A 20,561-nucleotide genomic window follows, 5' to 3' on the forward strand; every position below is an offset into this window, starting at 1 on the left:
CGAATTGAGTAACGGGGCAGTTCAAAATACATTTTTGCGCAAGATCGTCATCATTTCTACCTTGGGTGGCCTGCTGTTCGGATATGACACTGGAGTTATTAACGGTGCGCTTCCTTACATGTCAGCTAAAGATCAGCTTAATCTTACAGCGCTTACACAAGGTTTAGTTGCCAGTGCGCTGCTGTTCGGCGCTGCGTTTGGTGCAGTGTTCGGCGGCAGATTATCCGATTACAATGGTCGCAGAAAAAATATACTGTTCCTCGCTATCTTGTTCTTTATCTCCACGCTTGGCTGTACGCTCGCACCGAACATCACGGTGATGATTATATGCCGCTTTATGCTCGGGTTAGCTGTTGGTGGCGCATCCGTAACCGTGCCTTCATATCTGGCGGAAATGTCTCCCGCCGACAGGCGCGGCCGGATCGTCACCCAAAACGAATTAATGATCGTAAGTGGTCAGTTGCTTGCTTTTATTTTCAATGCTATTCTCGGTACAACGATGGGCGAGCATCCACATGTTTGGCGTTATATGCTCATCATTGCAGCACTACCCGCCTTATTCCTGTTCTTCGGCATGCTGCGTGTACCGGAAAGTCCACGTTGGCTCGTATCCAAGGGCAGAGATGGTCAGGCTTTGGGTGTATTGAAACAAATCCGTAATGAACAACAGGCATCCAATGAATTGGTAGAAATTAAATCTAATCTGGAAGAAGAATCTGATATTCAAAAAGCAGGCTTTAAGGATTTGGCAGTTCCCTGGGTACGTCGTATTTTGCTTATCGGTATCGGTATCGCGGTGGTTCAGCAGATTACAGGCGTGAACTCCATCATGTATTACGGCACCGAAATATTAAAAAATGCGGGGTTTGCAACCCAGGCCGCTCTGATAGGCAACATTGCTAACGGTGCGATTTCCGTACTGGCGACCTTTGTAGGGATATGGCTACTCGGTAAAGTGGGCCGTCGTCCAATGCTCATGACGGGGCTGATCGGGACCACCTCGGCGCTGCTGCTCATTTCCATTTTCTCCAGCACATTAGCAGGATCACCTGCTCTGCCTTATGTAGTATTGGCATTGACCGTCACGTTCCTTGCTTTCCAACAGGGAGCCATTTCTCCGGTCACCTGGCTGATGCTGTCGGAAATATTCCCGCTTCGTTTGCGTGGCTTTGGTATGGGACTAACCGTTTTCTTCCTGTGGATTGTGAACTTCATTATCGGTTTGTTGTTCCCGGTATTGCTCGGCGGATTGGGATTGTCCACTACATTTTACATTTTCGTCGTACTTGGCATTCTCGCCATCCTGTTCGTCAAAAAATTCCTGCCAGAAACGAAAGGGCTTACATTGGAGCAAGTTGAGCATAATTTCCGTAATCACGGCAAACAGCCCGTTGCTGGCAAGCATCTTGAAGAGATCGTACAAATGAAATAATCGTACAGATGAATTAGAGGAGGAGCAACATCATGACATTAAATATTGGAGTTATTGGAACAGGAGCTATCGGACGTGAGCATATCAGACGAATTACCAACAACCTGTCCGGCGGTAAAATTGTAGCGGTCACAGACGTGAACCCGGAAGCGGCCAAAAGCGCGGTTGAGCAATTCAAGCTGGATGCCGTCGTGTACCCGGATGATAAATCACTGGTTGCTGCGCCCAATGTCGACGCAATCGTTATTACGAGTTGGGGACCTGCACATGAAGCGAGCGTGCTGGCGGGGATTGCGGCAGGAAAATACGTTTTTTGTGAAAAGCCCCTGGCTACGACAGCCGAAGGCTGCAAAAGCATCGTGGAAGCAGAGATCAAGCATGGCAAGCGACTGGTTCAAGTGGGCTTTATGCGCCGATATGACCGGGGCTACGAGCAATTGAAGCAAGCGATTGACAATCGTTTTATCGGGGAACCGCTCATGATCCGCGCAGCACACCGAAATCCGGAAGTAGACGACAACTACACGACTGACATGGCGATTACCGATACGCTGATTCACGAAATAGATGTGCTGCACTGGCTCGTCGATGATGATTATACCTCCGTACAGGTCATATATCCTAAGAAAACGCGCCATGCATCAAGCCATTTGAAGGACCCTCAAATTATTATGCTGGAAACCAAAGGCGGGATCGCTATTCAAGCCGAGGTGTTCGTGAATTGCAAATACGGCTATGACATCCAATGCGAGATTATTGGTGAAGAGGGTGTAGCGAAGCTGCCAGAGGTGCCGGGCATTGTGTACCGCAAGGAAGCTCAACTGGGCGTGGATTTGCTGATGGATTGGAAGCAACGCTTTATAGATGCCTATGACCGGGAGTTGCAGGATTTCATTGATTCGATCAAGGCAACAGGCGAACCGAAAGGCCCAACCTCATGGGACGGCTACATTGCCGCAGTGACAGCCGATGCGTGTGTGAAGGCACAAGCAAGCGGAGTTAAGGAAGCGGTTACAATCGGAGATAAGCCAGCCTTCTACCAAAATGTCGTTCATCAATAATCACAACAAAAGACTTATAACAAAAATTTGTGTGTGACTTCATCCGACCCCGTAGCGCCTTAGATGCTCATATGCTGGTCTAGCACAGCTTTTGATGTAAGGCTAAAAAATCATCACAAAAAATGGAGGAATGAAACATGAAATTAGCGTTGGACCCAACCCTGTACAAAAATATCCCGTTGAAAGAAATGGTAGATAAAACGGCGCAATTGGGCTATGACTACATTGAATTGTCACCTCGTGAGGACTTCTGTCCATTTTACAAATATCCCAAGGTCGATAAGGCTCAGATTAAAAACCTGAAAAAGTGGCTAAATGACGCGGGAGTGAAAATTTCATCGTTGCTACCGCTATATTATTGGGCCGGACCGGACGAAGATCGCCGCGAGGCCGCCGTGCGGAACTGGAAGCGTGCCATTGAAATCGCGGTGGAGCTGGATGTGGACCTGATGAACAGTGAATTTAACGGTTCCAAGTTTAACGCGGATATTTGCGAGGAAAAGTTTATCAAATCCATGGATGAGCTGCTTCCGGTTTTTGAGAGGGAAGGCGTGAAATTGAATCTGCAAGCGCATCCGTATGATTTTATCGAAACCAATCAGGGCGCAGTGGATATGATTCGGGCGCTCGACAAACCTTGGATTAACCTGGTGTATTCCACGGCGCATACCTTTTTCTATGATGATGGGATTGGCGATATTGCGCCCATGTTCGACTATGCAGGCGACCGTCTGACGCATGTACTGTTTGCGGATACATTTAACCACAAAGCTGCTGACGGCCTGCGTTATATCGTCAACCCTCCCGGCGTCGAAGCGACGGTACATCAGCATTTGAACATTGGCGAGGGAGAAGTGGATTTTGACACCATCTTCCGTAAGCTAAAAGAGATGAAATTCGACGGGATTGCCACCAACTCCGTATTTGCCTGGATGGAAAAGGCAGATGAATCCAGCACCTTTATGCTGAACAAAATCAAAGATGGTTTGGGACTTGCGTCACCGACGAAATGATCAAGGCAATAACCGGAACTTGAAGATATTTTACGAAACGCCTTGGGCAGACCCGTTCAAGCTGCGACTACGGTGTTTCCTCATAACAGGAGAGAGGTGCAGACGATGAAGCTATGTTTTAATCAGGCGACGACCCTGCGAAATTCCAATCTGGTGAAGGATTTGCAGCTTTGTGAGCAGCACGGCTACGACTACATTGAAATTCGCACAATGGATAAATTGCCGGAATACTTGCAGGATCATACGATTGACGATTTGGTAGCGTATTTCAACACTCATCATATTAAGCCGTTGGCGTTCAACGCGTTAGTCTTTTTCAACAATCGTGACGAAGCCGCATATCAGGAAATTATTCGTGAATTTAAAGAAATGCTCGTTACAGGCCAAAAACTGGGGATTCAATACATCGTTGCCGTTCCGCTGGTGACAGAAGAAAAAATACGCAAAGAGGATATTCGTCAAAGCGCTGTGTCTGTTTTGAAAGAGCTGTCGGATTTAGCTGAGCCTTACGGCATCCGTATAGCGGTTGAGTTTGTGGGGCATCCGCAATGTACAGTCAATACATTTGGTCAGGCTTACGATATTGTCGAGGCGGTGGATCGGGCTAATGTCGGGCTGGTGCTGGATTGTTTCCATTTCCATGCGATGGGTTCACGTTTGGAGGATTTGCAAAAGGCGGACGGCTCGAAAATATTTATTTTACACATTGACGACACCGAGGATTTCCCAATTGGTTTTCTGACCGATGAGGACCGGGTATGGCCGGGACTTGGCGCCATTGATTTGGAAAGCATTTTGTCCACTTTAAAAGGAATTGGCTTCTCGGACGTTGTATCGGTGGAGCTATTCCGGCCTGAATATTATGAGCTGGATGCAGAGGAAGCCATCCGGACGGCCAAAGAGACAACCATTCAGGCGGTGTCCGGCGTTTATGAGATTCGGCAGGAAGTCAGATAATCGGTCAGATGATCTGGAAATAGAGATACTCGGAAAGGAGGGCCACTATGCCGTTGCCATTCGTGTCTATGAAAGAGATGCTGCTCAAAGCCAAAGACGAGAAATATGCGGTGGGACAGTACAATTTAAACGGTTTACAATGGGCTAAAGCGATTTTACAGGCAGCCGAGGAAGAACATGCCCCCGTCATTGTGGCTGCTTCCGACAGGCTGGTAGAATATTTGGGAGGCTATCGGACAATTGTGGTAATGGTCAGTGCCTTAATGGAGGAAATGTCAATTACCGTTCCGGTGGCGCTTCATTTGGATCATGGCAGGACAGTAGAGAACTGCAAGCGAGCGATTGAGGCCGGGTTCAGCTCTGTGATGATTGACGGTTCTCATGATCCGATTGACGTCAATATAGCGATGACCCGGCAAGTCGTAGATTATGCGCGTTCCTATGGAGTCTCTGTGGAAGCAGAGGTCGGTACGGTCGGAGGCATGGAAGACGGGCTGGTAGGTGGAATCCGGTATGCAGATGCGCAGGAATGCTCACGTATGGTGCAGGAAACCGGAATCGACGCATTGGCGGCTGCCCTTGGCTCGGTTCACGGGCCGTATCAGGGAGAGCCCAAGCTGGGCTTTGCTGAAATGAAGCATATTTCGGAATTGACGGGCATCCCGCTTGTACTGCATGGCGGTTCCGGCATCCCTGAGCATCAGATTACCAAGGCGATTGAATTGGGCCACGCCAAAATCAACGTCAATACCGAATGCATTCAGGCTTGGGCTGAGGCCGTTCGTAACGCATTAACGAGTGATTCCCATGTCTATGATCCGAAGACCATTCTCACACCGGGCACAGCAGCGATTACTGCTGTGGTCAAAGGGAAGATGCAAGAGTTTGGCACGAGTCATAAGGCAGATGTGCGTTTTACCGTGTAATGTGATTAGAGAACACAGCCTTCAAAGTAATTTCAAAGCTGCTTCCTGTGCGGATTTTACCGTGTAGGGAACGGCTTTTTTTCGTGCGCAAAAAGTAGGCAAAATGTATCGATTTTTATTTTCCATAGTATACAATGTATTTTTATACATTATTAATGAAAGAGGTTTTGTAATGGAATTGTTTTTTACATATGTTTTACTAGGCTTTTCTATAGCACTGCCTGTGGGTACGATTACGTATTTTTGGTATGAATTTATCATTAGTGTTCAAAAGCTTTTGTAGCAATACAAATCGCCATCCAAGCTCTCAAGCTTGTCATGCCAGTCTGCATAAATCGAACAAGTCCTTCATAGACATGTACTAATTCATTTAAAACATGTGCTGAAGGGGTTGATGATATGCGCCGGATTTCATGGATGCTTGCCATGGTCATGTGTGTAACGCTGCTGCTGGCCGGGTGCGGCAAGAAGAGCGCGGATGATGTGGTTAAAGATTTGAGTGACGTGGTGAGCGACCTGAACAGCTACCACGGTACAGCTTTGATGACGCTGCATACCGGCGACACGCCGCAGGAGTACAAGGTGGACATTTCCTACCGTAAGCCTTCCTATTACCGAATTGCCATGACGAACGAGAAAAAGGATGTTACTCAGATCGTGTTACGCAATGATGAGGGTGTATTCGTATTGACGCCCAGTCTGAACAAAAGCTTCCGCTTCAAAAGCGATTGGCCGAACAACCAGGGGCAAGTCTATTTGTATGAAACGCTGGTTCGCAGCATTATTGGTGATGCCTCACGTCAACTGGTTTCGGACGATAAATCCTATGTATTCGATGTGGCAGCGAACTACAACAGCCATGCGCTGGTAAGGCAAAAAATATGGCTGTCCAAAAATAACTATGCGCCCACTCAGGTACAGGTATCTGATGCGAATGCGAAGGTAGTTGTGGATCTGAAATTCGATCAATTTGCGTTTGATACGAAGTTCGACAAGGACTCTTTTGATATGGAGCGCAATATGGCTTCTGGAAAAACAGGTAAGGGAAATGAAGGAACGCCTTCAGCCGGAGCAGTGGATTCCAGCGGGCAACTAGATCCTACAGGTACGATTGATGGCACGACTGGCGTAATCTCGGGCGAGCAAGGACAAGTGCAGGGAACAGCAGGAGAGAAGGCACAGCAGCCGTCAGGAGAAGCGTCGATGGATGGAGCTGCCACAGGCGATACGTCAAAACCGGATAGCGCGGACGCGACGGGTAGCACGGATACGGAGGCCAAGCCGGATACAGCGAGCAATACAGAGGCGCAACAGCAGACTCCGGGTGCATCTGATGCAGCAACAGGGACATCGGCAGGCACGGATGCTGCTGAAGCTGTGATGGGTGAGTTCGGCTTGATTGAACCGTCCTATACGCCAGCCGGGGTACAGATTAAGGATACGCCGGAGCTGGAGGACAATGGTACACATGCGGTGATGCTACGGTATAGTGGGACGTATAACTATACGATAGTGGAGGCGCGTCCGAAAGATCGGGCCGTATCGCTGGCTGCGGGTGAACTGGTCGATATTGGAGGAAGCTTTGCCGTTCTGACGGGTAGCGAGCAGCAGACGATGACCTGGATGAATGACGGCATAGAGTTCCGTATTACCAGTGCTGACCTGCCCGTGAGCGAAATGATACAAATTGCCGCTTCTATACAGGATCAATCGGGTAAATAAAACTTTATAGACGGATGCAGACGGTTTAGAGTGTATTTTACTCTGCTTCCGCCCGTATCCGTCTTTTGTTCATTCGAGGTCTAGAGGTGTGCACCGCTCGCTTGGGAGTCATGTTCTTTGTGGAGGATGCTGGCAAACGCCATCTGCCATTGACAGCCACGTTTCAGAACATTACCATTAACCTTTGGAAGTAAGGACTTTGCCACATTCCGAATGGTAAAAGGTATGTTACAGGCTAACAATTGAAGAAGGTGACTGGATTTTGCAAGCACAATACAGATCGACCCGGGCCGAAATCAACCTGGATCACCTTGGCGCCAACTATGAGGCTTTTCGCAGGGCATTGCCAGCGGATAAGCTGTTGCTGGCTTGTGTCAAGGCTAATGCCTATGGACACGGTGCCGTGGAAATTTCAAAGGAATTGGAACGCCTTGGTGCGGATTATTTGAGCGTCGCTTTTCTGGATGAAGCGTTGGAGCTTCGTCATGCGGGGGTTCAGCTACCGATTCTTGTACTCGGCTATACCTCACCGGAAGCTGTACAAATGGCTTGGGAGCATGATATCTCATTGACTGTGTTCAGTGAGGAAGTGCTGGAGGGTATCCGCAGACTGGACCGACAAGGAAACGAACGCAAGCTGAAGGTGCACATCAAAATAGACAGCGGCATGGGAAGACTGGGTTTGCTGCCTGGAGAAGAGGCTGTGACTTTTGTCCGGCAGACTCACGAATTAGAGCAAGTACTGCTGGAAGGCATGTACACCCATTTTGCCCGCGCGGATGAAGAAGACAAAAGCTATACACTGCTACAATATGATCGGTTTCGGGGCGTGGCGGAAGCGCTAAGGGAACAAGGTATCACCATTCCCATTATACATACGGGCAACAGCGCCGCCACCATTGATACCCCTTCCCTTTCCCCCAATATGGTGCGGATTGGCATCAGTATATACGGTCTGTATCCGTCTGATGAGGTTAACCGGCAAGCCATTGAACTGCTGCCTGTATTGTCATTGAAGACGGCAGTGGTTTATACCAAGACGCTTCCTCCCGGCTGGGGAGTTAGCTATGGCACCCGGTATGTGACCTCAAGTGAAGAACGGATCGGTACACTGCCAATCGGCTATGCGGATGGATACTCCCGCATGCTGAGTGGGAAGATCGAAGTGTTGGTACGCGGTCGCCGCGTCCCGGTACTCGGTACGATTTGCATGGACCAGTGTATGGTATCCTTACAATCTTTCGCAGAAGATGCGGAAGAAATCCAAACCGGCGAAGAGGTTGTTCTCATCGGCCAGCAGTCCGGCGAAACTATCGCGGCGGATGAGCTGGCATCCAAGCTTGGTACGATCCACTATGAGGTGATCTGCATGATCGCACACAGGGTACCGCGTGTATATACACGGGGAGATATTCCTGTCGTTCGAGTGAATTCGCTTCTTCCAACCCGCTGGGATTAATTTCATGACGCAAATTACCGGTTAAAAGCAGGAGTTTTCGCAGAACGTCCCGAAATATGTACAAAGGAAAGAAAAGAGCGCTGTAACTGTCAAATCGACGCATCAGGCTCCGCTGACACTTGTATTTCGGGGATCAAACGCCTGTACGAAAACGAACTGTGTAGTTTATAATGGAATGCAGCATAGATGATATATGAATATCATATATATTCTCTTGTATTCCGTTTGAATAAATTACCGGGAATAACGTTATAATGGTACAATGGCGACAAGGTTTTGGGGGTGGAAGAGAAGTTGGCCAATTTGCAGAACACCAAAAGAATAATGATCAGTTTGCCGGATCATCTCTTGCAGGAAGTGGACGGGATCGTAGCTATGGAAAATTCCAACCGCAGTGAATTTATCAGGCAGGCCATGAAGCTGTATGTAGGCGAACGAAAAAAACGTTACATTCGTGAAGCTATGCAGCGTGGTTATATGGAGATGGCTAAAATTAACTTGACCATGGCCTCCGAAGCCTTTCATGCGGAGGAAGATGCAAACAGCACCTTGGGCCGTACAGTTAGCGGGGTGTAATCCATATTGATCGTAAAGCGCGGCGACGTTTTTTTTGCAGACCTTTCACCCGTAGTCGGTTCCGAGCAAGGTGGCGTCAGACCTGTGCTGATCATTCAAAATGATATCGGCAACCGGTTCAGTCCCACCGTGATCGTGGCAGCCATCACCGCCCAGATTCAGAAGGCGAAGCTGCCCACACACGTGGAAATCGACGCGGCGACGCATGGCTTTGATCGCGATTCTGTCGTTCTTCTGGAGCAAATTCGGACGATCGACAAGCAAAGGCTTACCGACAAAATCACCCATTTGGATGAAGAAACCATGCGCAAAGTGAGCGATTCGCTACAAATCAGTCTCGGTTTGATTGATTTTTAGCATTTTGTAACGACGAGTGAAACGGGAAAAGGGCAGCGCGTGGGCGCTGTCCTTTTGCGTGTCCGATGAAAAATGCAGGCTGGGCCTGGCTTCATCGTTACGTGCTGGCGCTTTGATTCTTTTTTTGTGATAATGAAAGACATGATGAAAGACAAGAGTTGTAAGGAAGAAGGGATAGCTTTGTCTAACGAGGAAACGAAAACGGAAATCCGGCAGGAGCCGAACGAAGCAGATCGCCAGGAGCGGATTGTCAAACAAGTGGCGAGAGAGCTGTCGCTGGCACTCAAGCAAATCCGGACGACGATCAGTTTGCTGGATGAAGGGAATACGATTCCTTTTATCGCGCGATACCGTAAGGAAATGACAGGGGAACTGGATGAAAATCAGCTGCGTGAAATTGAGGATCGTGTGCTGTATTTACGTAATTTGGAGGACCGTAAGGTAGAGGTCATTCGCATTATTGATGAGCAGGGCAAGCTGACAGAAGACCTTCAGGCTGCCATCACTTCTGCGGTTAAGCTTCAGGAAGTGGAGGATCTGTACCGTCCATATCGGCAAAAGCGCAAAACCCGCGCGAGTGTGGCGAAGGAACGGGGGCTGGAGCCGCTGTCCATCTGGATCTGGAGCCAGCCGAAGCAGGGCGATGCTCTGAAGGAAGCTGAGTCCTATGTGAATGCGGAATTGGGAGTGGACAGTGCCGAGGTTGCTATTCAAGGAGCTTTGGACATTTTAGCGGAAAATATAGCGGACGACGCGGGTATTCGCCAATGGGTGCGTCGATATACACTGGATCATGGCATGCTAACCTCCGAAGCGAAGGATGCAGAGCAAGAGTCTGTCTACGAGAACTACTACAGCTATCGTGAGCTGGCTAAGAAAATGCCGCCTCATCGTATTTTGGCGATTAATCGCGGAGAGCGTGAGGGCATTCTCAAGGTCGGACTGGAGGTAGCGCCTGATTCGATTCACAATTACGTCGCAGGTCAAGTGATTAAAGGCTCATCTGCCGTGGAAGAGCTGCTGCGCAACGTCATTGAGGATGCGTATAAAAGGCTCATCGCACCCTCTATTGAGCGTGAGGTGCGCGCAGAAATGACAGAGAAGGGCGAGCAGCAGGCCATCTCTATCTTTGCGGGCAATTTGCGGAGCCTGCTGTTACAGGCCCCGATCAAGGGCCGCCGTGTGCTCGGTGTCGATCCGGCGTTTCGGACAGGCTGCAAACTGGCGGTAGTAGATGATACGGGCAAGCTGCTGGAAGTCGCGGTGACGTATCCGACACCGCCGAACAACAAAAAGCTTGAAGCTGCCGAGAAATTCAAGCAGCTCATTGCCCAATACAATATTGAGCTGATCGTCATCGGTAACGGAACGGCTTCGCGTGAAACAGAGCAATTCGTGGCTGAAGTCATCGCAGATATTGGCGACAGCAGCTTGGCGTACCTGATCGTCAATGAGGCAGGCGCGAGCGTTTATTCCGCCTCCAAGCTGGCGCAGGAGGAGTTCCCGGATCTGGACGTGGCTGAGCGCAGCGCGGCATCCATTGCACGTCGTGTGCAGGACCCGCTGGCCGAGCTGGTCAAGATTGAGCCGAAGGCCATTGGTGTAGGCCAGTATCAGCATGATGTGTCACAGAAGCATCTGGATGAAAGCTTGAAGGATGTTGTAGAATCGGCAGTTAACCATGTCGGTGTGGATATAAATACCGCTTCCTCGGCATTGCTGTCCTATGTAGCGGGCATTAACGCGACAATTGCCAAAAATATCGTGAAATACCGTGAGGAAAACGGCAAATTCAACAACCGTCGTCAGTTGCAAAAGGTACCGCGTCTTGGCGCGAAAACCTACGAGCAATCGGTTGGTTTTATCCGTATACCGGGTGGAGAAAATCCGCTGGATCGCACGCCGATTCACCCTGAATCGTATGCTGTCGTAGACCGCCTGTTGGCTGAACTGGGCATCAGCGCCCACGATCTGGGCACCAAGGCTGCGACGGAAGCGCTGAACGTGTCCAACATTGACGAACTGGCCGCGAAGCTGGAAGTCGGTGTGCCGACATTGAAGGATATTCTGGACAGCCTCCAGCGTCCAGGTCGTGACCCGCGTGACGAGCTGCCGTTGCCTGTATTCCGCAAGGATGTGCTCAAGATTGAGGATCTGGAACCGGGCATGGAGCTTCAGGGAACCGTCCGCAATGTAATTGATTTCGGTGCGTTCGTCGATATCGGCATCAAGAGTGATGGATTGGTTCATATTTCGCAGCTGCGCAACGGCTTCGTCAAGCATCCGATGGATGTCGTATCCGTTGGTGATAACGTAACCGTGTGGGTGCTGAATGTAGACTTAAAAAAAGGCAGGGTCGGTCTGACGATGAAAGCTCCGGCAGAAGCGCAATCGCAGGCATAATACTCTACAAATCCGTATAACCGCTTTATTAGGGTATAACAAAAGCCGGAATCTCCGAACCACTTCGGAGACTCCGGCTTTCATTTTTACTGCCCTGAACTTCTACCCATTGTTGGCATCAAACTCTACGCCTGGTGCTTTATGATAAAAAAACCAACAATCATTCAACAGTTTGATCTGGCGCCGGTCCTTTTTGTAAAAGGCCCGCATAAGCTGGTTGCTGAGCCATTGAGGCAAGCCAATCTCCTCCTCTGCGTTACTTCTGTATGTTTAGCATATGGGGTGGGTGCCTAAAGTGTGCTTATCAATTGGATGGCTTATGAATTGAGGGTTAGACTTTGGACGCTATTTTGTAATATGCTTGGCAGTATGGAGCAAAGGAGGAGAACGTGTAAGGATGGAGTCCAAGTCCCTTAGCAATTCGATGAACCATTCCATGAGCGATGAAGAGCTTCAGGAATGGGTGGAGCATATTTCAATGGAGAGTTTTGGCGTACCGTTTCGCCATCGTGCCAGCTTTAATTCGCGTCTGTCTTCCACAGGCGGTCGATATTTTATGAAAAGCCATCATATTGAAATTAATCCGCATCAACTTGCAGCCTACGGACGGTCTGAGGTGGAAAAAATTATTAAGCATGAGTTGTGCCATTATCATTTGCATTTGCGCGGGATGGGTTACCAGCACCGAGATGCGGATTTTAAAGCATGGCTGGCCCGTGTAGGAGGGAGCAGGCATTGCCAAACTCTGCCGGGGAGAGCGGAACGAAAGCCGCAGCCCTATCGCTACAAGCTGGTGTGTGCCTCTTGTAGTCAGGAATACTTGCGGAAACGTAAAATGAACCCCCAGCGTTACCGCTGCGGTAAATGCGGAGGCAAACTTCATCTGCTGGCACTTGACGGCGCCCCATGAATCATGGTAAATTAAACGTACTGTATGATAATTTACAGCAATGTTCCCTGATAGCTCAGTTGGTAGAGCACTCGACTGTTAATCGAGTTGTCACAGGTTCGAGTCCTGTTCGGGGAGCCATGGAGAGGTACCCAAGTGGCTATAAGGGGACCCTCTGCTAAGGGGTTAGACTGCGAAAGCGGTGCGAGGGTTCGAATCCCTCTCTCTCCGTTGATTTTTCAGATCAGAAAAAGGACGCTCGTATGCATCGGAATGATGCTTGCGAGCGTCCTTTTTTGTCTATGAAAGCCTGTGGATTTTCAGTTTACAAGGTCGGCTTCGGGAGTTTATCCAGTATATTTAGAAGAGTATGAGCTACGCCATTCTCTACATTGGTCAGGGTAACTTCAGAGCAGACGGCCTTGATGTCGTCTTTTGCATTGCCCATAGCGATGCCTTTACCTGCCATCGTCAGCATCGAAATATCATTATAGCTGTCTCCTACCGCTGCGGCTTCCTCCATGGAAATACCCAGATGATTTGCAAGATAACGCAGTGCGTTTCCTTTGGAGGCATCCTTATGCTCCACTTCAAAGTTACGGTCCGAGGAAATGACCATGTTCAGGCCGGGGAATTCCCGATAACGCTCGCGCCCCCGGTTCAATTTGGCTTGATCAAAGGAGAAGCACAGCACGTTATAAATCTCTACATCCAGCGGAATGTCTTCATACGAGGGGATACGGGTATGCCCGGTCTGTTCATATTGTTTCTCGGCTGCATGTAACAAAGCATCCAGCGAAATATCCGGATTGGCGCTTAACAGGCGATCCATTTCAACAGCCAGTAGCTGATGTCCGTTTTGTGGAGAATAAATAGCACGGTCTGTCATGACCTCATAATAAAAATCGTTTTCGCGCAGCCAGCTCAGCACTTCAAACGTCTCACTCCGGTCCATCGGTGTAGAGGTTAGCTGGCGACGATGTGCATCGTGTACGGTCGCACCGTTTGCTCCGATGACGGGAGTCACGAGTTCTGCTTCCTCCAGCTTGATCCAGGCATCATAAGAAGCTCTGCCCGTGGCAATGGTCACCTGAACGCCTTGCTGCTGTGCCTTACGGATCGCGTCTGCGTTCACCTTGCTTATTTTTGCTTCCTCGTTTAGCAGTGTTCCATCCAAATCAATCGCAAACAGTTTCATTTCTCCATCTCCTGTCTTCTTCTATATGTCTCATACTTCTTCCACATTACGGAACAATAATTTCAACATCATGACGGCGAAAAACATCCAGCATGGCCGGGTCCGGCAAACAGTCGGTGATAACGATATCCACCTCGTATAAATCGGCAAAGCGGTAAGGAAGGTTTTTACCAAATTTGGAGTGATCCGCAAGAATGATCACCTGATCGGCCTGTTTCATCATTTGGTGCTTGAGCATACCATCCTCTTCATGATTAATGCTCAATCCATGGACAGAAATGCCCCCGATCCCAACAAAAGCTTTGTCTACAAAATAGCGGGACAGGGTAGCGATGGCGGAAGAACCGTAGACAAAACGGTGCTCCTTTTGCAAGCGTCCGCCGAGTAGATGAATCGAAACGCCGTCCTTTTCGGAAAGAACATCAGCCTGATTAATCGAATTGGTAATGACCGAGCACTCCTGTACATGGAGCCTTTCGGCACATGCCTGTACGGTGGTGGAGGAATCGAGAATGATGCGATCTCCGTCTCGAACCATACTGGCAGCTATTTGTCCAATGACTTGCTTTTCCTCGGATACAGTGAGTAGTCTCTCTTTATAGTTTCTGGTTAATTCGTGATCCAGTGTGGGTAGAAGGGCACCGCCACGGGTTCGAATAATTTTCTGGTGCTCCTCTAGCTTTACCAGATCCCTGCGGGCCGTATCTCGTGATACATTAAAAAATTCGCAAATATCATCCACCGAAATACGCTTGTGAAGCTGTAGGTAATCAACAATTTTTAGCATCCGCTCTTCTTGATACATAAAAAGCTCCTCTGTTTAAAATGATTTCGGTATTCTGTAAGTGATTATAAGTAAAGTTAAGTTATTTTGCAATATAATCTCTTTTTATGCTTCTAATAACGTGAATAAAGCAAATTTACGTAAGTAAAAATGCGTTTTAATTCTCGATAAACAACTTATTTTAAATTTTTTAAAATAAGTATTGTCATTCATTCTTCTATTTGATATACTCTTTCTTGTCGCCAAGTTGGTGTATAAAAATACGGCCCGTTGGTCAAGCGGTTAAGACACCTCCCTTTCACGGAGGTAACAGGGGTTCGATTCCCCTACGGGTCATTGTTGTCTTTATGGACTACATGTTACATGCTTAAGGGAAATTCCTGAAGTCTGATGGCGGACATCTTGGATGAACAGCATGAGCCATTAGCTCAGTTGGTAGAGCACCTGACTTTTAATCAGGGTGTCGAAGGTTCGAGTCCTTCATGGCTCACCATTTATATTTTATTATGCGGTCGTGGTGGAATGGCAGACACGCTATCTTGAGGGGGTAGTGAGCGTACGCTCGTGGAGGTTCGAGTCCTCTCGACCGCATCAATGGAATGAACGGAAAGGTCTCTCACGGTAGAGGCTTTTTTTGTTTGTGTAATGATACAATAAAGTAGTCATAATTATAAAATAATGATTCCATAGTATAATATAACGCCATAATGTTATAGAATGATAAGTATAAACTGATGAAGTGACGGTGAAAAATATGGACACTCAACTGTTGGGAGATATATCAGAAAATATTTTGGGTTTGTTTCCGATTGTGAAGAAGAAATTTTTTACCTTCGGCACGCTTGATATTCCTTTACATTTGTCGCCTAATAACTTTCAGGTATTAATGCTTCTGCGGGAGGTGCGCTTGTCTACGGTATCTGATCTATCCAAACAGCTTAATGTCTCGCGTCCGAACATGACCCCTCTTTTGGACAAGCTGGTGGAGCATGGGTTGGCCGATCGCCAGTCGTGTGACTCGGATCGCAGAGTCGTGAATGTGGCGATTACACAAGAGGGCGATGCTTTTTGTGAGCAGGTATTCAATACCTTTTCCGGTAAAATTCAAGAAAGACTGGTGCTTCTGTCGGAAGAGGATTTATTGCACCTGAGTGAAACTTTGAACGAATTAAAGCAGATTTTCCTTAAAATCGACAACGTTGCTCCGTAATTGATGTAGGCGAACTGACGGAAGGCCGCCGTTTTCTTCGGAAAACAGGCGGTTTTTGTTGCATATTGTGGTATAATGAAAACCAACATACATAATTCGGCAATTTTAACATACGTGATCTTTGAAATGAAAACAGGAAACATGATATCGTTATTTGAGAGCCTGCTAGGGAGGAAGGAACTTCTATGCAATCTATTTACCAACGAATTGAGGAGCTTATCAAGGAGCGTGGAATGACAAAAAAGGCATTCTGCGAGCAGTTGGGTATCAGTACAGGAAATTTTGGTGATTGGAAGAGAGGCAAGACGACACCGGGCACGAATAAGCTCATTGAAATCGCTTCGTTTTTTGATGCCAGTCTGGACTGGATCATGTTGGGGCGGAATGTTCAGAGTGAGGTGCTGAAGGAATCGACAGACCCTTATTTTTTTGATGCAGATAGGCAACTGAATTGCCAGGGGGAACAGCTTAGCGAAACAGAAAAGGAATTTATACTTGAGTATATTGAATTTACTCGCTTCCGTAAAGAGAAAAAACAGGAAGATTCAACGGCAGAATAAACGGGTGCAGAATATTAAAGTGATGATTACCGAATAAGTATGGTTGCAATGAAGGTTGAAATTTTGGGAATAGTTCAAGAAAAGTTAGGGTGTCGGAGGGGATAATTTTGGGAGACCAAACGATTTATCAGCGGATTGAATCCTTGATTAAGGATCGGGGAATGACAAAGAAGGCGTTTTGTGAAAAGCTCAAAATCAGCTCGGGGAATCTTGGAGACTGGAGAAGAGGCAAAACAACACCGGGAACGATGCATTTAATCCAGATTTCGGACTTTTTTAATGTATCGCTGGATTGGTTAATGAAAGGCGTCAAGCCGGGTGAGGGCGTACTTCAGGAGCAGAAGGCTGCTTATTTTTTTGGAGTGATGGGGCCATTGAATTGCCAGGCAGAGGATCTGGATACAGAAGAACAGGATTTCATATTAGAATATGTGGAATTTGCGAAATATCGTAAGCAAAAAGGTGAGAATGACAAAACACAGCCTGAATGATCTTCTCGCTAAAGATCACTCAGGTTGAAAACCCGTAAAACGGACCGACGGGTTCGATTGACGAGTTTATTTGGGTTGCCGATGTTATAGCATGCCGCATGCTTGGGGGACGCTCACATCGTTGGTTTCAGAGTGGTGATGCCTCCTTATAATCGTTATCGTCGATGTTGAGGATTGCAGCAACTTGTTTTCTGTACCTTTGTGCTTTGCGGGTGCCGTGAATCAGATTGGACAAGCGTGAAGGCGGGATGTTATGCGTTTCACAAAATGATTTCTGATCCAGTCGAAGTTCGACAAGCCTTTGTTTGATGGCCCACCCGAAGGAGGTGACAGGCATTTTGTTGTTCAAGTGAAATCGCCCCTTACGGATTCTTGCGGAATAATTGGTGTGTTATAATAATCATCAGTAAACATGTTAGAATTAACCATCTAAAACTATGATACACGTTTATACGTGTTTTTACAATCTAAAATACGTAATTGAGATAAATTTATTACTTATTTAAGTGATAAATGGTTTGAATAATCCATCCAGAGCCTGTAAATGTGAGAAATGTCAGTTGTAATCTGGATAAAAAAAGCACTCTGCCACTGAAAAAAGTGGTGGAAGTGCTTTTGGCGTTGTGCTGGAAGGGTGAAAACAGGCATCAGGGGGATGCTGGAGGCGTATAATGGGGACAGACGAAGGAATTAGTCGAATCTTACCCGCGCTGGTGGTTGCTGCTCATATAGGGTGGCTGCGTAATGTAGGAGTTGGACCAGTGTCTTTGCAGAAGGCGACGCTGAAATGCGGTTGGCTCAGTCTCAGGGGTGTTGAATTGTTTCCATGCGTCTAGAAGCTCGTTGGTCATTCGTTGAATAACAGGATTTTTTTCCTCATAAGGAGGATGGAGTAGTTTGGAAGCATCTTCGACACAGAAGGACACTGCTGCGGCAAGGTAGCCGTGAATGGTTTGCTCTACATCATTTCCAAGAGAAACGTTAATCCAGGTATGAACGGTTGCGAGTGTGCCAATCGCATTGTATTGGATAAGTATAGCTTCGAGCTGGTCGAATTCAAGCCAAGGGTACAAAGCCTTAGCGAGCTTGAGCAGGCGTTGGCCGGATAAGCGTGACTCTTTCATGTGCTGTAGGGAAGAACGCTGGGCGTGCAGCATTTTATCAATAAGAGCGATACGCCAACCATCATTTTGCTGAACAGCGATATAAAGGCTTTTGATAGCCATGCCATCGAGGGATGTGAATTGAGGATGCAGATCGGTGCGTGCATAGTGTTCCAGGTCTTGCAGACAGGTTAAACGACCATTTCGAAACAGCTCCTTTAGCCCGTAGGAACGAGTGAAGCCACCGACAGGCAGGGAAGGGTCCAACAGCAATGCGTAGTTCAGCAAACGATTGCCTTTTTGCAAAGCGGTTCGCCTCCTTAGAGTATAATTTTATGTTATATTAAGTGACTTTAAAAATCGGATTAAGAAAAATTTTAGTGATATTATGTAATATATATTTACACTCAAGATGCTTGTATGTCAAATTAAATATTTTAATAGCTTTTATATGTTAGATTATATGACTTTAAAAATAATTATTGTATTTATGTTTACAAATAGAATACAAGGGAGTATAATAAATCTGTTGCCTCAAAACATTAGAATTTGCGGTCGTGGTGGAATGGCAGACACGCTATCTTGAGGGGGTAGTGGGCGTACGCCCGTGGAGGTTCGAGTCCTCTCGACCGCATTACATGCAAGACACAGTTAAAAAAGCATCCTGACACGTTTTTGGCGTGAAGGGATGCTTTTTTTTGTTATATCCCTTTTTTCCTAGCCACAGGAGCAGCCGCCTGGTTCGGCTGCTTGTGAACAGTGATGAAGTGGCTTGTAAGCTTTGCTACAAGAGCTTCTCTATATCCCCCGCCAGTTTATCCGGAGTTGTCTGTGGGGCGTAGCGCTTAAATACGTTACCTTCGCGTGTAATTAAAAATTTAGTAAAATTCCATTTGATCGCTTTGGAGCCTAGTACGCCCGGAGCTGTCCGGGTGAGGTAGCGGAATAAAGGGTGTGCCTGATCGCCATTGACATCTGTTTTGGCAAACATCGGGAACGTAACTCCATAGTTAATCTGGCAAAACTCCGAAATGTCCTCGCTGGAACCCGGCTCTTGCTTGGCAAACTGGTTGCTGGGGAAGCCCAGGATTTCAAGCCCCTGCTCATGGTACTGGTCATATAGCTCTTGTAGCGCCTTGTATTGAGGGGTTAGCCCGCATTTGCTGGCTGTATTCACGATAAGCAGAACTTTTCCTTCGTATGTGGACAACGGAATCTCTTTCCCTTGCAGGGTTTGTGCATCATATTCATAAACGGTCATGGTATCTCTCCTATTTACTATTTTACAATTAAATTGTAAGCAATTTAACGAGGGGTTGCAAGTCTATAATAGATGTATTGCACTGTCTGAAACTGTAAAATCGTATTTTGTTTAAAACGGCAAATGGCACTGCAAATGGGGCGAATTGCGGTGTTTCTCATCGTAAAAACAGGCTCAATCGGCGTTTATCAGGTGCATACAGCAGTTTTTCTTCCTCTTTTACAAAAAAAAGGGACAAAAAGCTCTCCATACGCCAATATTGACATGCCCATCATTTTCGAAAAGGGATGAAAAACCGAGCTTGAAGGAGCTGGGAGAAGGATATTCCAGTTGTAAGCGCTATTATTCATCTTCTTTGCTCCAAAGGCCGATTTATAACCCTGCAGGTGAGCTTTACAGTGTTCCTTGCGCGGGTGTATGATTCAAGACGTAATTTCAAATTAAGTGAATGAAGCAGCAACGAATTGTCTATAGCGCTGAATTTTGCAGTTGCAAAAGCGGGGGAACCAAGCGAGATCTATGCGGCTTTTAGAGGGCCGTGTGTCTCATGGGGTGAATTTTCCGGCCAAGTGCCAGAAATAGGGCGACTCTCACGTCCGAATCCGACAGCTAACCTCGTAAGCGTACAGGGAGAGGCAACAAACCGCCGTGTGCAACCATGGTTTATTTTATCATGGTTACGTAAGAAGCCGGAGGAAGCCTTTTTCCTTCGGCTTCTTTTTGTTGTCTTTTTATACCGGGAGAGGAGCTACTGATGGAAGGTCGGCTAATCATTGTCACTGCACCGAATGAATCGGGCAGAAATTTTGTGAAATTGCTTATGTACAAAAAACTGGCGTTTGCGGTTCTGACGAATAGCGCTCAGGAGGAACGACAGCTCAAAAAAATGGGTGTGGAGCATATTGTGCGCATCAATACGATGCAAGCAGGAAAATGGAATTTTCCCAAAAAAGAAATTGGCTGCGTGTATTTGTTTGAGAACAGCTTGAATCTGACGTGCCGTTTTCTGCAAATATGCCGGCCGCTGACATCAGATTCGGTCTATGTCATTACACAAGGCTGTAATCCTCAAGGGATTTATCGAGGTTTGGGAGCAGACCATGTGATCTACACTTTGAATGGAGAGGTGGGTTTCCTGTTGAACGGATAGTCGCTTACG

The 20,561-nt window shown here is 47.3% G+C and carries 22 protein-coding genes, 6 tRNA genes and 1 riboswitch; of the genes, 22 read left to right on the forward strand and 6 right to left on the reverse strand.

Annotated elements, in window-relative coordinates; all coding sequences use genetic code 11:
• Window positions 1-4: 4 nt before the first annotated feature.
• From E0698_RS01550 to E0698_RS01595, 10 genes are all read left to right on the forward strand, one after another.
• Window positions 5-1,432, forward strand: coding sequence for a sugar porter family MFS transporter (locus tag E0698_RS01550; protein ID WP_134910718.1), 1,428 nt, complete (start codon window positions 5-7; stop codon window positions 1,430-1,432).
• A 32-nt stretch (window positions 1,433-1,464) separates the two neighbouring features.
• Window positions 1,465-2,493, forward strand: coding sequence for a Gfo/Idh/MocA family protein (locus tag E0698_RS01555; RefSeq protein ID WP_192510391.1), 1,029 nt, complete (start codon window positions 1,465-1,467; stop codon window positions 2,491-2,493).
• Window positions 2,494-2,630: 137 nt separating this feature from the next.
• Window positions 2,631-3,506, forward strand: a complete 876-nt coding sequence (locus E0698_RS01560; protein WP_192510392.1) for a sugar phosphate isomerase/epimerase family protein — start codon at window positions 2,631-2,633, stop codon at window positions 3,504-3,506.
• A gap of 105 nt (window positions 3,507-3,611) precedes the next feature.
• Window positions 3,612-4,463, forward strand: a complete 852-nt coding sequence (gene iolI / locus E0698_RS01565; RefSeq protein WP_134910716.1) for a 2-keto-myo-inositol isomerase — start codon at window positions 3,612-3,614, stop codon at window positions 4,461-4,463.
• A 53-nt stretch (window positions 4,464-4,516) separates the two neighbouring features.
• Window positions 4,517-5,389 (forward strand): class II fructose-1,6-bisphosphate aldolase, encoded by an 873-nt coding sequence (gene fba / locus E0698_RS01570; protein WP_134914403.1) that lies wholly within the window; start codon window positions 4,517-4,519, stop codon window positions 5,387-5,389.
• Window positions 5,390-5,788: 399 nt separating this feature from the next.
• Entirely contained in the window at window positions 5,789-7,111 is a 1,323-nt protein-coding gene (locus E0698_RS01575) for an outer membrane lipoprotein-sorting protein (RefSeq protein WP_192510393.1), read from the forward strand.
• Window positions 7,112-7,373: 262 nt separating this feature from the next.
• On the forward strand, window positions 7,374-8,570 hold the full coding sequence (gene alr / locus E0698_RS01580; protein ID WP_134910714.1) for an alanine racemase: 1,197 nt from the start codon (window positions 7,374-7,376) through the stop codon (window positions 8,568-8,570).
• Window positions 8,571-8,864: 294 nt separating this feature from the next.
• A complete protein-coding gene (locus E0698_RS01585) occupies window positions 8,865-9,146 on the forward strand; it encodes a CopG family ribbon-helix-helix protein (protein ID WP_007429334.1) in 282 nt (93 codons plus the stop codon).
• A 6-nt stretch (window positions 9,147-9,152) separates the two neighbouring features.
• Window positions 9,153-9,503 (forward strand): type II toxin-antitoxin system PemK/MazF family toxin, encoded by a 351-nt coding sequence (locus E0698_RS01590; protein ID WP_007429335.1) that lies wholly within the window; start codon window positions 9,153-9,155, stop codon window positions 9,501-9,503.
• Between the two features lie 180 nt (window positions 9,504-9,683).
• Complete coding sequence (locus E0698_RS01595) at window positions 9,684-11,906, forward strand: Tex family protein (protein ID WP_192510394.1); 2,223 nt, start codon at window positions 9,684-9,686, stop codon at window positions 11,904-11,906.
• Between the two features lie 102 nt (window positions 11,907-12,008).
• Here E0698_RS01595 and cmpA read toward each other — a convergent pair whose 3' ends face one another.
• On the reverse strand, window positions 12,009-12,143 hold the full coding sequence (cmpA, locus tag E0698_RS01600; RefSeq protein ID WP_007429337.1) for a cortex morphogenetic protein CmpA: 135 nt from the start codon (window positions 12,141-12,143) through the stop codon (window positions 12,009-12,011).
• Between the two features lie 160 nt (window positions 12,144-12,303).
• On the opposite strand from cmpA, the gene E0698_RS01605 reads away from it, so the two are divergent.
• The 3 genes from E0698_RS01605 to E0698_RS01615 all read left to right on the forward strand — a co-directional run bounded on the left by E0698_RS01605 (window position 12,304) and on the right by E0698_RS01615 (window position 13,026).
• Window positions 12,304-12,816, forward strand: coding sequence for a SprT family protein (locus tag E0698_RS01605; RefSeq protein ID WP_192510395.1), 513 nt, complete (start codon window positions 12,304-12,306; stop codon window positions 12,814-12,816).
• Window positions 12,817-12,860: 44 nt separating this feature from the next.
• Window positions 12,861-12,936: transfer RNA gene (locus E0698_RS01610), tRNA-Asn, on the forward strand.
• A gap of 1 nt (window position 12,937) precedes the next feature.
• Window positions 12,938-13,026, forward strand: a tRNA-Ser gene (locus E0698_RS01615).
• Between the two features lie 94 nt (window positions 13,027-13,120).
• Here E0698_RS01615 and E0698_RS01620 read toward each other — a convergent pair.
• A complete protein-coding gene (locus E0698_RS01620) occupies window positions 13,121-13,993 on the reverse strand; it encodes a Cof-type HAD-IIB family hydrolase (protein WP_192510396.1) in 873 nt (290 codons plus the stop codon).
• 46 nt (window positions 13,994-14,039) lie between these two features.
• On the reverse strand, window positions 14,040-14,798 hold the full coding sequence (locus tag E0698_RS01625; RefSeq protein WP_025682798.1) for a DeoR/GlpR family DNA-binding transcription regulator: 759 nt from the start codon (window positions 14,796-14,798) through the stop codon (window positions 14,040-14,042).
• A gap of 243 nt (window positions 14,799-15,041) precedes the next feature.
• Here E0698_RS01625 and E0698_RS01630 point away from each other — a divergent pair.
• The 6 genes from E0698_RS01630 to E0698_RS01655 all read left to right on the forward strand — a co-directional run bounded on the left by E0698_RS01630 (window position 15,042) and on the right by E0698_RS01655 (window position 17,038).
• Window positions 15,042-15,113: transfer RNA gene (locus tag E0698_RS01630), tRNA-Glu, on the forward strand.
• Window positions 15,114-15,194: 81 nt separating this feature from the next.
• Window positions 15,195-15,270 (forward strand) — tRNA-Lys (locus E0698_RS01635).
• A 15-nt stretch (window positions 15,271-15,285) separates the two neighbouring features.
• Window positions 15,286-15,368: transfer RNA gene (locus E0698_RS01640), tRNA-Leu, on the forward strand.
• 163 nt (window positions 15,369-15,531) lie between these two features.
• The gene (locus E0698_RS01645) at window positions 15,532-15,987 is read left to right on the forward strand and encodes a MarR family winged helix-turn-helix transcriptional regulator (protein ID WP_134910709.1); all 456 of its coding nucleotides are present in this window, start codon (window positions 15,532-15,534) and stop codon (window positions 15,985-15,987) included.
• A 185-nt stretch (window positions 15,988-16,172) separates the two neighbouring features.
• Window positions 16,173-16,547, forward strand: a complete 375-nt coding sequence (locus E0698_RS01650) for a helix-turn-helix domain-containing protein (protein WP_134910708.1) — start codon at window positions 16,173-16,175, stop codon at window positions 16,545-16,547.
• A 107-nt stretch (window positions 16,548-16,654) separates the two neighbouring features.
• Window positions 16,655-17,038: a helix-turn-helix domain-containing protein gene (locus E0698_RS01655; RefSeq protein ID WP_134910707.1), complete on the forward strand. Its 384-nt coding sequence runs from the start codon at window positions 16,655-16,657 to the stop codon at window positions 17,036-17,038.
• A gap of 127 nt (window positions 17,039-17,165) precedes the next feature.
• Here the strand turns inward: E0698_RS01655 and E0698_RS01660 are convergent, their stop codons facing one another.
• Window positions 17,166-17,387 carry an XRE family transcriptional regulator gene (locus E0698_RS01660; protein ID WP_149094522.1) on the reverse strand — a complete coding sequence of 74 codons (222 nt, stop codon included), beginning with the start codon at window positions 17,385-17,387 and terminating at the stop codon, window positions 17,166-17,168.
• Between the two features lie 352 nt (window positions 17,388-17,739).
• Window positions 17,740-18,429 (reverse strand): urease accessory UreF family protein, encoded by a 690-nt coding sequence (locus E0698_RS01665; RefSeq protein WP_149094635.1) that lies wholly within the window; start codon window positions 18,427-18,429, stop codon window positions 17,740-17,742.
• 263 nt (window positions 18,430-18,692) lie between these two features.
• On the opposite strand from E0698_RS01665, the gene E0698_RS01670 reads away from it, so the two are divergent.
• Window positions 18,693-18,775: transfer RNA gene (locus tag E0698_RS01670), tRNA-Leu, on the forward strand.
• A gap of 150 nt (window positions 18,776-18,925) precedes the next feature.
• On the opposite strand, the gene E0698_RS01675 is transcribed toward E0698_RS01670, so the two are convergent.
• Window positions 18,926-19,402 carry a glutathione peroxidase gene (locus tag E0698_RS01675; protein ID WP_192510397.1) on the reverse strand — a complete coding sequence of 159 codons (477 nt, stop codon included), beginning with the start codon at window positions 19,400-19,402 and terminating at the stop codon, window positions 18,926-18,928.
• A 123-nt stretch (window positions 19,403-19,525) separates the two neighbouring features.
• Between E0698_RS01675 and E0698_RS01680 the strand changes: the two genes are divergently transcribed.
• Window positions 19,526-19,693, forward strand: a complete 168-nt coding sequence (locus E0698_RS01680; protein ID WP_192510398.1) for a hypothetical protein — start codon at window positions 19,526-19,528, stop codon at window positions 19,691-19,693.
• Between the two features lie 173 nt (window positions 19,694-19,866).
• Window positions 19,867-20,042: riboswitch (cyclic di-AMP (ydaO/yuaA leader) on the forward strand.
• 114 nt (window positions 20,043-20,156) lie between these two features.
• Window positions 20,157-20,552, forward strand: a complete 396-nt coding sequence (locus E0698_RS01685) for a hypothetical protein (protein ID WP_134910703.1) — start codon at window positions 20,157-20,159, stop codon at window positions 20,550-20,552.
• The last annotated feature ends 9 nt before the right edge of the window (window positions 20,553-20,561 follow it).

The sequence above is a fragment of the Paenibacillus sp. 23TSA30-6 genome, from assembly GCF_014858585.1.
Lineage (GTDB): Bacteria > Bacillota > Bacilli > Paenibacillales > Paenibacillaceae > Paenibacillus.